Annotated in this window: 12 protein-coding genes; 10 read left to right on the forward strand and 2 right to left on the reverse strand. The window is 51.4% G+C overall.

What is annotated here, in order from left to right; translation table 11 throughout:
• Positions 1-57: 57 nt before the first annotated feature.
• Positions 58-609, forward strand: coding sequence for a 16S rRNA (guanine(966)-N(2))-methyltransferase RsmD (rsmD, locus tag Q8W22_RS01545; RefSeq protein WP_305413664.1), 552 nt, complete (start codon positions 58-60; stop codon positions 607-609).
• A gap of 21 nt (positions 610-630) precedes the next feature.
• Here the strand turns inward: rsmD and parC are convergent, their stop codons facing one another.
• Positions 631-2,889: a DNA topoisomerase IV subunit A gene (parC, locus tag Q8W22_RS01550; protein ID WP_305451415.1), complete on the reverse strand. Its 2,259-nt coding sequence runs from the start codon at positions 2,887-2,889 to the stop codon at positions 631-633.
• Positions 2,890-2,944: 55 nt separating this feature from the next.
• Positions 2,945-4,873: a bifunctional diguanylate cyclase/phosphodiesterase gene (locus Q8W22_RS01555; protein WP_305451416.1), complete on the reverse strand. Its 1,929-nt coding sequence runs from the start codon at positions 4,871-4,873 to the stop codon at positions 2,945-2,947.
• 781 nt (positions 4,874-5,654) lie between these two features.
• On the opposite strand from Q8W22_RS01555, the gene Q8W22_RS01560 reads away from it, so the two are divergent.
• From Q8W22_RS01560 to Q8W22_RS01600, 9 genes are all read left to right on the forward strand, one after another.
• Positions 5,655-6,317, forward strand: coding sequence for a hypothetical protein (locus Q8W22_RS01560; protein WP_303431333.1), 663 nt, complete (start codon positions 5,655-5,657; stop codon positions 6,315-6,317).
• Positions 6,299-7,369: a hypothetical protein gene (locus Q8W22_RS01565; RefSeq protein WP_305451417.1), complete on the forward strand. Its 1,071-nt coding sequence runs from the start codon at positions 6,299-6,301 to the stop codon at positions 7,367-7,369. The genes Q8W22_RS01560 and Q8W22_RS01565 overlap by 19 nt, the downstream gene beginning before the upstream one ends.
• Positions 7,339-7,857 carry a TlpA disulfide reductase family protein gene (locus tag Q8W22_RS01570; RefSeq protein ID WP_303431330.1) on the forward strand — a complete coding sequence of 173 codons (519 nt, stop codon included), beginning with the start codon at positions 7,339-7,341 and terminating at the stop codon, positions 7,855-7,857. Before Q8W22_RS01565 ends, Q8W22_RS01570 begins: the two co-directional genes overlap by 31 nt.
• Positions 7,858-7,867: 10 nt before the next feature.
• Positions 7,868-8,374, forward strand: coding sequence for a hypothetical protein (locus tag Q8W22_RS01575; RefSeq protein ID WP_303431329.1), 507 nt, complete (start codon positions 7,868-7,870; stop codon positions 8,372-8,374).
• A gap of 3 nt (positions 8,375-8,377) precedes the next feature.
• Positions 8,378-10,309 (forward strand): hypothetical protein, encoded by a 1,932-nt coding sequence (locus Q8W22_RS01580; protein WP_305451418.1) that lies wholly within the window; start codon positions 8,378-8,380, stop codon positions 10,307-10,309.
• A gap of 112 nt (positions 10,310-10,421) precedes the next feature.
• The gene (locus tag Q8W22_RS01585; protein WP_305451419.1) at positions 10,422-13,133 is read left to right on the forward strand and encodes a tetratricopeptide repeat protein; all 2,712 of its coding nucleotides are present in this window, start codon (positions 10,422-10,424) and stop codon (positions 13,131-13,133) included.
• Complete coding sequence (locus Q8W22_RS01590) at positions 13,114-13,875, forward strand: tetratricopeptide repeat protein (RefSeq protein WP_305413656.1); 762 nt, start codon at positions 13,114-13,116, stop codon at positions 13,873-13,875. Before Q8W22_RS01585 ends, Q8W22_RS01590 begins: the two co-directional genes overlap by 20 nt.
• Complete coding sequence (locus tag Q8W22_RS01595) at positions 13,875-14,171, forward strand: hypothetical protein (protein WP_303431325.1); 297 nt, start codon at positions 13,875-13,877, stop codon at positions 14,169-14,171. The genes Q8W22_RS01590 and Q8W22_RS01595 overlap by 1 nt, the downstream gene beginning before the upstream one ends.
• Before the next feature lie 163 nt (positions 14,172-14,334).
• A complete protein-coding gene (locus Q8W22_RS01600; protein WP_303431324.1) occupies positions 14,335-14,985 on the forward strand; it encodes a MotA/TolQ/ExbB proton channel family protein in 651 nt (216 codons plus the stop codon).

Genomic DNA, 14,985 nt, shown 5'->3' on the forward strand with positions numbered 1-14,985 from the left:
ATTCGGGCTGCGCTTGATACCATCCGCCGATACCCATGGTTATTGATGAGATTCTGCGTGAGTAAGTTACCAACCCAACAACTGAGAATTATTGGTGGCGAATGGCGCTCCCGTCGACTGCGCTTTGTTGCGGTTGATGGTTTGCGTCCAACCATGGACCGGGTTCGTGAAACCATTTTTAACTGGCTACAGTTTGATGTCGAAGGCGCGCGGGTGCTGGATGCCTTTGCTGGCAGTGGTGCACTTGGTATCGAGGCGCTGTCTCGCGGAGCACGGGAGGTGGTATTTCTGGAAAAACACCCCAAGGTTGCGTTACAGATAAAGGATAATCTCAGCGTGTTAAACGCCCTGAATGCCCAGGTGTGGGCCGGTGATGCCCTGGCCTGGTTGCAACAAAACCCACAGCCTTTTGATCTGGTTTTCCTTGATCCACCGTTTGGCAAGCAGCTACTGCAACCAGCGATTGATGCGCTGACGTTATTACCTGGCACCCTGGTCTATATCGAGCATGAAGCAGCGCTGCAACCAACCTGGCCCAGCCATTGGCAGGAACGCAAAAGCAAAACCACCAAGGAGTTCTGCTTTCGGTTGTTTATTGTCAGCGACTGATTCGATTACTGACGATTGCTGTCAGCCCTGTGGCGACAGCAGCTCCAGTCGGTCAACGTTCTGGAAGCCGCGCGGCAGCTTGTTGCCTCGCCGTCCCCGCTCACCGAAATAATGCTCCAGGTCGCTGAATTTCATTTTCAGATGACGCTTGCCGGAGTAAACCAGCAAGGTATCGGTTGTTTGCAATGCCTGAACCGAGACCATCAGCTCCACACCTTCGGCCGCACTGGCAGCGCTGATATTAATCATCCGGTTGCCTTTGCCCTTGCTCAAGCGAGGCAGGTCGGCAGCCGGGAATACCAGCATACGGCCTTCGTTGGTCACCACGGCAATCCAGACCTCATCGCCGGCAGGCAATACACTTGGTGCCAATACCCGGGCATTGGCGGGCAAAGTGATCAGCGCCTTGCCCGCCTTGTTTTTGCTTTGCATATCCGCGAAGCGGGTAATAAAACCATAACCGGCGTCACTACAGAGCAAGTATTCGCTGCTGTCTTGCCCCATGAGCATATGCTCAAACGTCGCCCCCGGGGGAGGATTCAAATGGCCGGTCAGTGGCTCTCCCTGACCGCGGGCACCAGGCAAGGTGTGAGCAATCAGGCTATAACTGCGGCCGGTATCATCCAGGAACACCACCGGCTCATTACTCTTGCCCGGAGTGGCCTGCAAAAAGGCATCCCCAGCCTTGTAGCTCAGCTTTGCCGCATCCACATCATGGCCTTTGGCCGCTCGTATCCAGCCTTTTTGTGACAACACCACGGTGATCGGATCAGCGCTCAGTAATTCGGTCTCAGTCAATGCCCTGGCTTCGGCCCGTACAACCAGTGGTGAACGGCGATCGTCACCGTATCGCTCGGCATCGGCACTGATTTCTTTCTTGATCAGGGTTTTCAGGCGCCGTTCGGAACCCAGGGTTTTTTCCAGATACTGGCGTTCTTTTTCCAGTTCATCTTGCTCTCCCCGAATGTTCATTTCTTCGAGTTTGGCCAGATGCCGCAGTTTTAATTCCAGAATGGCTTCGGCCTGCTTGTCGGAAATACCAAAACGCGCCATCAGCGCCGGTTTCGGCTGGTCTTCCTCACGGATAATCTCGATCACTTCGTCGATATTTAAAAAAGCGACCAACAAGCCTTCAAGGATGTGTAAACGGGCCAGCACCTTGTCGAGCCGGAACTGGAGACGGCGGCGCACGGTGTCGGTTCGGTAGGTCAGCCATTCGCTCAACATGGTGATCAGGTTTTTCACCTGCGGCCGTCCATCCAGACCAATCACATTCATATTGACGCGGTAGTTACGCTCCAGATCGGTGGTCGCAAACAGGTGAGTCATCAGCGCATCGGCCTCGACCTTGCGGGTGCGCGGTACAATCACCAGCCGGGTCGGGTTTTCATGATCAGACTCATCACGCAAATCGGCAACCATCGGCAGTTTTTTGGCCTGCATCTGGGCGGCAATCTGTTCCATGATTTTGGAGCCGGATGCCTGGTGTGGCAAAGCGGTAATGACAATATCACCGTCTTCACGGGTGTAGACCGCCCGCATCTTGATACTGCCACGCCCACTGTGATAGAGCTTCTGCAGCTCCTCCCGAGGGGTGATGATTTCCGCTTCGGTCGGAAAATCCGGCCCTTGAACCAGCTGACAGATATCGTCACTGGTGGCCCCCGGATGATCCAGCAAATGAATACAGGCACTGGCAACTTCACGAATATTATGTGGCGGAATATCCGTGGCCATCCCCACAGCAATACCGGTGGTGCCATTCAACAAAACATGGGGCAAACGAGCTGGCAAGGTGGTGGGTTCGTCCAGTGTGCCGTCAAAATTGGGTTGCCAGTTGACGGTCCCCTGTCCCAACTCGGACAACAGCACATCGGCAAAGGCCGATAATTTGGCTTCGGTATAACGCATGGCCGCGAAGGATTTGGGGTCATCCGGAGCTCCCCAGTTGCCCTGGCCATCCACCAGAGGGTAACGATAGGAAAAGGGCTGAGCCATCAGGACCATCGCTTCATAACAAGCGCTGTCACCATGGGGATGGTATTTGCCGAGCACATCCCCCACGGTCCGGGCGGACTTTTTGTACTTGGCCGTGGCTTTCAGGCCCAGTTCGCTCATGGCATAGATAATACGACGCTGTACCGGTTTGAGTCCGTCTCCTACGTGAGGCAAGGCACGATCTAGGATGACGTACATGGAATAATTCAGGTAAGCGTTCTCGGTGTACTGGCGTAGAGACTGGCGTTCTACGCCATCATCGGTATAGCTGATTTGCGTCATTGGTATCGGATACGGCTGGATTCAAGTGGACTGATTGTGACTGAGGCCCATCAGATCAGCAATCATTCTCCGTGGTCATGCTGTCGTTTTCTGCCGCAGCCGGGGTAACACTAGCACCTGTGTTGTCACGGTAGCGAGCCAGAAAGTCGTCCCCGGACAATGGCTGACTAAACAAAAAGCCCTGCACCCAGTCGCAACCCAGGCGCTGCAGTATCGCCGCTTGTGGCTGCGATTCGATGCCTTCAGCCACCACATGCAGGCCCAGGCTTTTGGCCATCAGGATAATCGCCCGAACGATTTCATAATCATTGATATCGTCGTTGATATTACGCACAAAGGATTGGTCGATTTTCAGTACCGTCACAGGCATCGATTTCAGTTTGCTCAGTGAAGAATAACCCGTACCAAAATCATCGATCGAAAACTCGACTCCCTGATTACACAACAGGGTGATTTGGCGGCTGACTTCAGTAATGCTGCTCATGATGGCCGTTTCGGTAATTTCCAGCTCCAGCCAGGCGGGGTTGAATGACATGGCATTCATCGATGCCATTAGCCGGTCGGCAAATCCGCTATTGATCTGAATGGCAGACACATTGATGGCTATCTTTTCCAGCCACAGGCCTTGCTCGCGCCAGTCCAGAAATTGTCGGCAGGCTTGTTCCACCGCCCACTGTCCCATATCGTGAATCTGACCCGTGGTTTCCGCCATCGGGATAAATTCCAGCGGCGAGACACTGCCCAGCCGTGGATGCCGCCACCGCATCAATGCCTCAACCCGTCGTGGCTGTTTGTCCCCAAAACGGAATTGTGGCTGATACATCATCCCCAGCTGACCCAGATCGACAGCCTCACGCAAATCGTGATCCAGCACCGAGCGCTCGTTCAGGGTTTCCAGCATGAATGCTTCATAGAAGCACAATGCCTTATGTCCTTGGGATTTGGCCTGATGCAAGGCGGCATCAGCATGACGAACCAGGGTGTCAAACTCATCGCCATCCTGTGGAAAACAGCTGATACCCACATGGCTGGAAAGTGACAGAGTATGGCCATTAAGTTCATAAGGTTCTGCAATCACAGCCAACAACTGCGTCGCCTTGGCGACCAGGTTATCGTGACCGCCAAACTCTGGCAGTACGAGCAGAAATTCATCTCCGCCCATACGGGCACAAAGATCGGAATCTCTCAGATTGCTGCTAAAACGGCGCGCCACGTCCTGCAACAACAAATTACCGATATTGTAACCAAAGGTGTCATTGATCCCTTTCAAGCGGTCGAGATCAAAAAGCAGCAGCGCCAGGCTCCCTCCCTGACGCCGCGCCAGACGTAAGGCATAGTCAGCTTTTTTCGACAACAGCGTATGGTTAGGCAGGCCGGTAAGCGCATCATGATGCGCAACAAATTCCAGATTATTCTGAATCTTGCGCAGCTCGGTCACATCGCGGCTGACACCAAGCACCCCCAGACAGTGCCCTTGCGCATCAAAGAGCGGTGACTTGCTGATTTCCATCAACACTCGCTCTCCTCTGGATGACGTTACCCATTGCTCTCGGCGGTAGCGACAGCCCTGGTCAGACACTTCATCATCAGCGCACTGGCATTCCCAGGCCGGATCACCATCAAACAGCTCAATATCTGTTTTGCCTAGCAAGTCGGTCCCGATGGCTCCCATTGCCCGCTCGTTGGCATAACGGTATACGCCATCACGGTCTTTAAAAAAAATACCATCGGGCAGGCCATCAAAGATGGCTTGTAATACGCCACTGTGCTGCTGCAAATGCAACCGGTTAGAGTGCATCATCCAGGCTCGACAAATCGTCAAAACCACCACCACTAACACCCAGAAAACCAGCCAGTAACGAACTTCAGTGCCATCCATAAAAGGCATAAGCAGAAGCGCTGTCACCATCGGCAACAGCATCAGCGAATGATAACTTTTCAGCCAGTCGAAATGACCTGCCCTACGAGATGAGGTGAGATGCATCCATTGTCCCGCTAAAGAAGTCTGTAAAACCGATTCCTGTCGGAACCCTGTGAAGGCATCATATCCTGCATAGTGTTAACTTATGTAACTCTATCTCCCCAATTGACCGGTTAGCGAACTGTGATCAGAATGTCAGCAGTCGCCTGTCAGCTGCCTGAAACATCGAAGTAACCAGAAAAATTCCCTTGATCAAATCGGAATCAATTCACAATCTGTAAATTTTTTTTATCCTGACGGTGGTTACAAACGCCGGGGAAAGTGCGGATAACAGGCAACTTTATTGCTTATATTCAACATGCTTGGTCGATTTGCTAACAATCCAAAGGCACAGTATTAGCAAGAAGCCTCGGTCTGAATAGGGCTCAATGATGATTGAGCCATATCTTCCCTGCAGATGACGCAATACCGCCATTCCTGCGCACAAACAGAGTGGTTATACCTGTTCGCCATGTCGGACAATCACTCAGGCCCCTTCTATTTATTATCGAACTGACATAAAACCGTCCAAATAGACTGTTATTCTCGTCGCTTCGTCATAAGCCAGCGATCAGTACCATACCGACGAAGTGCGCAAAAGATGTCGGAATTAACGTGATGTAACATAATTGATACACTGTGTTGACGAGCACTGAGCGGCTAAGCATACTGCCCGCCGTTGTGCCACAGCCACGAATACTGGTAACTCACACAAGGAACTGGTGCCGACATGCAGGCGAATCCGGAAACAAAGCAACGTTCGACAGACTATTTAGTCGGCAGACTGCTCACGCTGATCAAGGCTATGGCACTGAGTGTCGGTCTTGTTTCTGTTGCGACCGCAGCGCCCATTCAGCTGCGCATGGGGCCGGCCGATACTTATCCCGTGACGACGGATGTACCGTCGGATACCGCACTGATTCCCCTGAAGCGCCAGCTCAACTGGCTATACGTACAGGCAGGTGAATATCACGGTTGGATCAGTGTTGAATCACTCGACGCATTGCCAGAAAATATCAAACGACTTGAACCACTGCAGTTTCTTGATCACAGTGACGACAACAACCCGCAGTTTGAAGTGGCCGCAACATCTGAAACCGCTCTGACTCTGGGAGCCAACTTCACTCTGTTTGATCAGGCTGCAGCGGTACGTATAACCCGTTCCACCGACACAAATGACGACTGGTACTCAGTGGAAGCAGGCAAGCGCTTCCCTTTTGCAGAGAACGGCCGCTGGTCATGGGATGGGTATTTGGGAGTTGGCATTGGCAAGAGTTCCGGCGGTTCGACCCGCTGGGATGATGATGGGGACGACACAACTGTGCCGGTACTGTCAGCCACGACCGACATCAACTGGAATATAGCTTACAACGTCAGCATCGGCGGCCGGGTTCAGGTCCAGCAAGCCTTGTCTGGCAATAGTGCAAATCACGGAGCGTTGGCCCTAGTATGGAAAATTCGTTTCTGAAAAGATCCAGTCTTGCACTGGGTTTCCTCCTGGCAGCGTCGTCAATTGCAGCTGCCGAGACTTCTCCATCATCTATTGACGACCCCGCTGTATTGCAAAATCTGCTGAGTTTGGTCGCAGATAAAGCCAAGGCTGATGCTGAGCTGGCGCCGGGAAACCCGGATGCTCTGAATGATCCAAGAGTGCTCGAAAAAATGCTGGGGGTGGTCGCTGAAAAGGCCAAAGCCGATGCCGAGCTGGCTCCAGGAAACCCGGATGCTCTGAACGACCCGAGAGTGCTAGAGAAGATGCTCTCCATGGTTCCTCAAAAAGAGCCGACCGAGGTATCCGCGTTTGATAACCCGGCCATGATGGAAACCATCCTGGCTCAGATGGCACAACTGAGCTCAGAGCAGAGCTATATGGCAGATGAAGTGCCGACTGATCCCAGCTCTGTTCTTAATGGGGCCAATATCATGCAAGGCATCTTGCCTCTCGCCGGTGTTGCCGCAACGCCACGAACGGCAGAGATATTTGAACCTATTCCCCGCACCTTCGATTTTTCTGATGGCATACCTGAGCAGACCATGCTGATCGGCATGTCCCTTGGGCAACAAACCTCCGCCGAATACGGTGACAGCCTGCTGTTTGGTGGCTCTATCCGTTACCACCTGACCGATCGCCTGGATGCATTGGGTAATATCGAGCTTGGATTAACATCATTTGGTAATCCAACAATTGAAGATGACGATGGCAATGTTGACCTGAAAGAGCATTCATCTTTCCGCGCCATCACCGCCGGTCTGGGTTATTCCCTCCTCAAAGGTATTACCAGCCTCGATGGTGAAACATTCCTGCCATGGCAGCTGAATGTGGATGGCCTTATTGGTGAACAGTTCACAGGCAGCAGCCATGGTATGTACCTCGGTGTAGGGACATCGCTTCAGGTCATGATGGGCGACTACTGGATTGGTACCGAAACCCGTTACTACCACGTCGATGATGAAGTACTCAACCAAGAAGGTTCGCACCGAGGTCTGCAATGGAGCATAGCAGTCGGTTTTTACTACTAATCCTGACAGCCCTGATCAGCAGTTTTTCGATAGCTGAAGCAGCTCCGAACAAACTGTCGATTGGCGATACGCTGACCGAGCTTGCGCTCCCTCCTGTAAAAGGTGGCTATGCGTTGAGCCTGGAAGAACAGCGCGGCAAGCCAGTCATGCTGATTTGGGTGGGTGCCTGTAAAGACTGCCAGAAAGCACTGGGACACTACGAACGGCTGGCGCGTCAGTACAGCAAAGACGGACTGGTTACCTGGGTGATCTGGGATGCCAATGACCGTTTTGTAAAAGACGCACCCCGTACACGTCTGCCGTTACTGGCATACGACCAGTCGCTCACCAGGGCATGGCAAATCAACCCTTTGCCTGCCGTTATGCTGGTCAGCCCGGACGGAACACTGGATTACCTGTACGCAGGTAACCTTTTCAGAAATATGGAATTCACTCGTCGCGCCCTGAGTCACTGGTTATCTGTGGACGGCGTGGTACGTCAACGTTGATGAGGTGGTTATGAAGTTTTTAGTTGCAGGGATGCTATGGTTCTTCGGTATATTCCAGGCCGTAGCTGCAACCCCGGAAGACATTCAGCTTGAAATCGATTCAGCCAAACGCTCGGTCGTTGAGTTGAGTAGTGAACTGTCAGCCATCGAAAAACAACTGATCAGCCCGATCAGTACCAAGACATCACTCTACCTGGCACTCAGTAACGGTAAATTCTTTACCCCCATGTCCATTACCATATCAGGGCATGGCATCTCGCCAATTAATTACTTGTATACAGAGAAAGAAGTTCAGGCCCTCAAGTTTGGTGCTGTCCAGCCTCTGACCGATCTTGAACTGGCACCAGGTAACCACCTGTTGAAAGTGGTCGTTCGTGGACGTGACGACAACAACCGTGTCCGCGATCTGGTCTATGAAGGCGTTTTTCGTAAAGGTGGCAACCATCTCAAACTATTGCTTTCTATTACGGACGACACCGCCAAACGCAGCGCAGTTGCTACTCTGAAGGCTTGGTAAGTCATGCAAAAGTCAGGATTACTCGCTCTGGCCGTAGCGGCTACCGCTTGGGTAAGCAGTACGGCCTGCGCACAGCCTACGGCGCCAGACAACGGCCTTATATCCACACTGAGTGCCTCTGTTCCGGCACCCAAGACCCCGCTTGAGATATTGAATCATGAGCTGGGCAAACGCGTGTATTTTTTTCATTATCTGACCAGCACACCGCTGGACGCCATAACCGACGATGATGCAGAACCCACGCTCTCAGATATGGATATCATGTACACCCTTCCAGCAGGCTTGTCAGAGTTGGGAATGGACTCTTATGCCAACGTCTTGCTTAACGACCCGGCTCTTGGCCTCTCTCCAGGAATGGGAAATACCTGGTTCATGCTGGCTCGTAACGCCTCCGACAGAAATGACTGGCTACAAGCCGGTCGGCTGATTGGTCGAGCCATGGCCAACGATGCCTTGCTAAACCCGACGGACACATCGGAAGCGGCATTTATTGCTGCCACCTCACATGCCAACCGCGATCAGATAACACAAGCCGAACAAGCGTTTGATTTGATTGACGAGGAGAGTGAATGGTACCGGTTTGCGGGTTACAACCTGATGCTGGCAAAAATGCGACTGGGCATCTCTTCCAAAGACTTACAGCAATGGGTTGGCGAGTTTCTTGTTGATGAAGCAGAAGACCAGCAACAATCGGCACTGAATGACCGCTTTCGCCTGACAGCCGGCAAGTATGAATTACGCAACAAGCATTACGATGAGGCGATCAGTTACTTGCGGCTGGTCTCCAAAGACGGTCCTTATACCTCTGATGCGCTACTGCAATATGGCTGGGCACTATCAAAACGCTGGCAATACGACCAGGCCTTACAGCCATGGAGGGTCTTGCAAGAGCACTTTCCTTTACTCAACATTCATACACTCGAATCATTAATGGCGACCTCTTACGTTGCCGAGCTGATGAATGGCGGAGTGCCATCGTTGCCGGTTTATGAATACACAGAAAAACGTATGACCGAAGCACTTGAGCAACTTGACCAGCTCAACAATATCGACACACTTTCCCAGTGGGTCAGCCATTGGGAAGAGCGGCAGTCCAGCGCTTCTGACAACATACTTAGCCCCGACCTCCAGGGGGTTGCCTCATCATCAACCAGTCGTCATCTCGAAGGTTTGCTGAGCACCAGTGCATTCTTGCAAGAACAGCAACGTCTGATCGATATTCGCAGCATGCTTGGGTGGGTTCAGCAACAGCAGCAGCACCTGTCAATCGCAAGAGCCGACAAGCTCGCCAATCAGGCAATTTACCTGGAAGTGGTTGAATCTGATCATCTGGCCCAAGTAGCAGACAACACCAAACAGCTACAACAACAAATCATACAGATCAATCATCAGATACAAGCGCACCGCAACCAACCGTTGGGGTTTGCAATACAACCTGAGCGGAACAGGCTGGATCAGTTGGAGGCCATTACCAATGAATCCAAAGATGGCACCTCTATGGAACAGGATGTACAAACACAGGCAAGTATCCTGCAGGGCATCACGCTGTGGCAGCTGACCAAAGCCCAGCCTCAGCGGGCCTGGGCACTCCAGAAACAGCAACTTGTTCTGGAACAGCAATATCAGGATCTGAATACTCAACTGACCAATATTAATGAGTTATTGGCACAGGCCGGCGCTTTTCATGCCAGATCAGAAGAGCACCTGGCAACGATCGATGCAGTATCGAACAAGCTCGGCGCACTGGAGCAGACACTAACAGCACTTCACACCAAACAGCAGCAGCAGGTTGTCACCGTTGCTCAGAGCCATATCGGCATGTTGAAAGACCGACTCAAGGATTATCTCGCGACTACCCGTTTGTCGATCGCACGACTTTACGATGGCGAGTTACGTCGCAACACCAACAGCGGAGGCCTGGGTGAATATGACTGACCAGCGCTCACTGATATGGTCCTCTGTCGTCTCCTGTCTGCTTGTAACTGCTGGCTGTGCCCAGGTACAACCACACCAGGCTGGCACCATATCGGATCTCACATATTACGGATTGAAAGCACCATCCAATGAGCCACTGATCGTCACCAATGAAGACGTGGTGGCTCGTTATCGGGCTTATATTGAAGTAGCAGATCAACACCAGTACGAAGTGCTGGCTTCTCGACGCATTGCCGCACTGCGCTTGCATGAACAAGAAGCTGCCTGGGCTGGTGATGATCTCCTTTCCGAGGAAGAGAAAGACGTTGATCCTGAAGAACTCGCTGCTTCTATTCGGGAATTTAAAGCCATCCTGGAAGAGCACCCTGATAGTGAAGGCAATGACGAAATTCTCTACCAGCTGGCCAAAGCCTACAGCATAGCCATGCAGCCGGAAGACACAGCCGAGGCCTTCCAGCAATTGGCGGAACAATACCCGGATTCTATCTATTATCTGGATGCCGAATTCCGCCTCGGTGAATTACGCTATGCCATGAAAGACTATGTCGCAGCGGAACAATCATTTCGACGCCTGATTGAGTACGGCCGTACCGGCAACAAATACTACAGTAATGCAGGTTATATGCTGGGCTGGTCGCTGTTCAAACAGAGCCGTTACGATGACAGCCAGATTGCCTTTGCCCGTTTGCTGGATGAAGACTATCCGGACCAGAATAGTATTGATAACGCCACAGGTGCCAGTCTAGAGATCCTGAAAGACAGCATTTACACCATGGCCGTTACCTTCAGCTATGGCGGAGAGTGGGAAGAAATCGGTGAGTTTTTTGATGAGTATGGCCACCGCCATTACGAATACCTGATTTACAACCGCCTGGCGGATTATTACTACGACCAAAAATATTATCAAAGTGGTGCATCTGCTCTGACCGCGTACATCGAACGCTATCCGGACAGCGAGCAGGCGCCACTGTATTTCCAACGCATGATTGAACAATATACCCTCGCGGGTTATCCGGTACTGCAACGGGAACGTGAAGCGGATTATATCGATCGCTTTGGTATCGACAGTGACTACTGGGCCAATCATGACGATGCCGTACGCGACACCATCCGTGAGCCACTTGCTGTCTACATTATGGATCTGGCCAAATTCAACCATGGCTGGGCGCAACAAACCGAGGGTGATGAAGAAAAAGCCGAACGCTACGCTGCAGCCGCCAAATGGTATGACGTTTATTTACGCAGTGTCCCAGACGCAAAAGATGCACCGGAAGCTCACTTCCTGTTGGCAGAAATCGCCTATGAACTGGGTAATTATCAACAGGCTCGCGACCATTACCAGATCGTAGCCTACGATTACCCTGATCATGAGCTGGCACCGGAAGCTGCTTACGCGACCGTTTTGGCATACAACAAATACCAGCCGGATGATGCTGAAGAAGCGACGGCATGGCGGCAGCAAAGTGCAGAAAACTCCATGCGCTTTGTACGCACATTCCCGGATCACGAAGAACGTGGCAAGGTGCTGGTCAGTACCTCTGAACTGTTTCTTGCTGACAAGAATTACGAAGAAGCACTGATTGTATCCCGTACGGCCTGGGATATTCAGGACAGCCTTGCGGACAACTATCGTTATGGTGCAGCACTGGTTCGCGGTCACGCCGCCTTTGAACTGGGCTATTACGAAGAAGCAGAAGAATCGCTTCAGGAAGCGTTGAAATATAGCGATATCGACCCTGATGTCCGCAATGATATTCGTGAAAAAGTCGCCGCCTCGATCTATAAGCAGGGTGAAAAAGCCCGTGAAGAAGGTAACTATGAACTGGCGGCTTCCAGCTGGAACCGTATCAGTGACGTCACGCCAGGCAGCGAAAACTCCATTATTGCAGAATACGATGCCATCACCTTGCTGTTTGAAGTGGAAGATTATGCGGGCGCAGAAGAAGCGCTCAACACATTCCAGAACAAGTATCCGGATCACAAACTCAGCCAGGATATTCCCAAAAAGCTGATTTTCACCTATGAGAAACAGGAGAAATGGTCAGCCGCAGCCAATGCTTTGGCGGATGTGTGGCGCACCAGCAAAGATGAGGAAGAACAGCGTATTGCAGCCTTCCAGGCCGGTGAATATTATGAGAAAGCTGGAGATATTGGCAGCGCCATTGTGATGTTCAAGCGCTATGCCAACAACTATTCCGAGCCTTTTGATCCGGCCATTGAGTCTCGCTACAAACTGGAACAACTGTACGGCATGGAAAGCAGCGAAAAAGACGAAGAAAAACGCCGCTACTGGCTCGACAAGATTATCAGTCTGAATGCTGAAGCGGGTAACAAGCAAACAGAGCGGTCAAAATACCTGGCTGCAGGGGCTTCCTACGAGCTGGCTGAATTCGCACGGGAAAAATACGTGAATCTGCCACTGACCCTGCCGCTGAACGAGAGTATTCCGGCCAAAAACAAGGCCATGCAAGAAGCCCAAGCCCTGTATACCCAGGCCGTGGCAATGGGAGTGCTTGAGTTCACGACCTCTTCGACCTACCGGATCGGTCAGCTGTACACTCAGCTGAGCAAGGCATTGTTAGAGTCTGAGCGACCCAAAGGCCTGGATGAACTGGAGCTGGAAGAGTACCAGTTCTTGCTGGAAGACCAGTCTTACCCCTTCGAGCAGGCTGCGATGGACGTTCATCTCAAGAACATCAACCGTACCTATGATGGTATTTATGATGAGTGGGTTAAAAAGAGCTTCGATGTCATGGCTGACCTGGCACCGACCCAATACCGCAAGAAAGAAAAGGAATTGAGCTATGTTAGTGAGATTCGCTAGTTTTCTCTTGGTGATGACGCTGGCAGGTTGTAGCTCGCTGATGAAGAGTGGCGACGAGGCCACCGAACCAGAACAGGAAACAACAGCAGAAGAAGAGACCGATGCCTCTGGGCAAGAAGACTCTGCAAACGCAGGCCTTGATGCTGAAACCCTTGGTTTCTTCAAGCATGGTTTGTTGCTGCTCAAATCCCAGCGCTATGATCAGGCCCTGAAACACTGGACCATTATGTCGGAACGGACCCCGGACTACCCTGGTGTCTGGGTTAATCTTGGGCTGTCACAATATCAGACCGAGGATTTTGAAGGAGCTAAAGCCAGCATCGAGCAGGCTTTGGCTCTGGATAGTGAATTCTGTGCAGCATTTCAGGCCATGGGGCCAGTTGCACGGGAACTAGGTGATTTTACCTTGGCCGAGGAAAGCTACTCCAAAGCCATTCAGTGTTCTGCACCCAATCCCGATTTGCATTACAATCTCGGGATTTTGTATGACCTGTATATGAGGCAGTATGGCAAGGCGCTGCTGCAATACCGGACAGCACAGCAGTTGAATACAGAGGAAGATCCACTGTTAAATATATGGATACAGGATCTTGCCAAACGGGTTCCCAGTACTCCAGTACCTGATACAGATGCGGCAGCCACTGCAACAGAAGACTCGAACCCGCAAGCTGATGAAACATCCGATCAACCAGAAGAGCCGCAACCAACAGAGGCTGCTGTGGATTCGGAAGGAGACTCCTGATGAAAATATGGTTATTCACTTTACTGGCTCTGATTACCCCGACAAGTGTTTTCGCAGCCGACGTCATTCAATTGGAAGGTATATCCATTCTTGGTAATTCTGAAGACGCTGGCATGATGACGATTACTTCGTGGAGAGATACACCCGACGTGGAAATACCGTTCGAACCGCTCACTGGCTATGAAGAAGAACGCTTCGAGCCGTTACAACCGAAGCAGTTTCATCTTGAAGTGGAATATGCCAGGCGTTTCAGAGACGGTTTTGGTGATCAGGCAACGGAAAGGAAAGCGAACTAACTAACACAAGGATCGCGAAGGCTGGAAAAAAATAAGTCATATCGACTGTTTTTATTGGCCGGTTGTCGATTAAATGCAATTTTCTTGCTGTTAAATACCGATAACAGCTTGGAAGATAACAGTAAAATACTATCTACCACGTAATAAATCTGGGGGAAATTCTATGGATTCCATCGTACGTTTTTTTCAAGAAGGCGGCGTATTTATGTACCCGATTGGCTTCATCATGGCAGTAGGTGTTGCCATTGCACTGGAGCGTTTGATCTATTTGACAAGAGAAAAATCAAGTAATCGCAAGACGTTTGATGAAATCCTGCCAATGCTTGAAAGCCGTGATATGCGTGCGGCTCTGAACTATGCCAATGAGTCCAGCACCAAACTGGGCGATATCTTCTCTGCTGCCATTGCTCGTATTCCTGGCAGCCAACGTCGCGAAGAAATCGAATATGCTCTTGAAGAAGGCTTGATGGAAGCTGTTCCACAGCTTGAAAAACGTACTCAATATGTTGCCACCATGGCAAACATTGCCACCCTGATGGGACTGCTGGGTACCATTATGGGTCTGATCGCGGCCTTTACCGCGGTTGCCAACGCAGCTCCGGCAGAAAAAGCCACGCTGCTGTCACAAAGTATCTCGGTTGCGATGAACACCACCGCATTTGGTTTGATGGCTGCTATTCCGCTGCTGTTGCTGCATACCTACCTGCAAACCAAAACCAATGAAATTGTCGACAGCATTGAAATGGCCGGAGTGAAGTTCCTGAACATCATTACCGAGCGCAAGCAAGGTCAATCCACTACCGGCAACAAGTGA

The sequence above is a fragment of the Oceanobacter sp. 1_MG-2023 genome, from assembly GCF_030689025.1.
Classification (GTDB): domain Bacteria; phylum Pseudomonadota; class Gammaproteobacteria; order Pseudomonadales; family Oceanobacteraceae; genus Oceanobacter.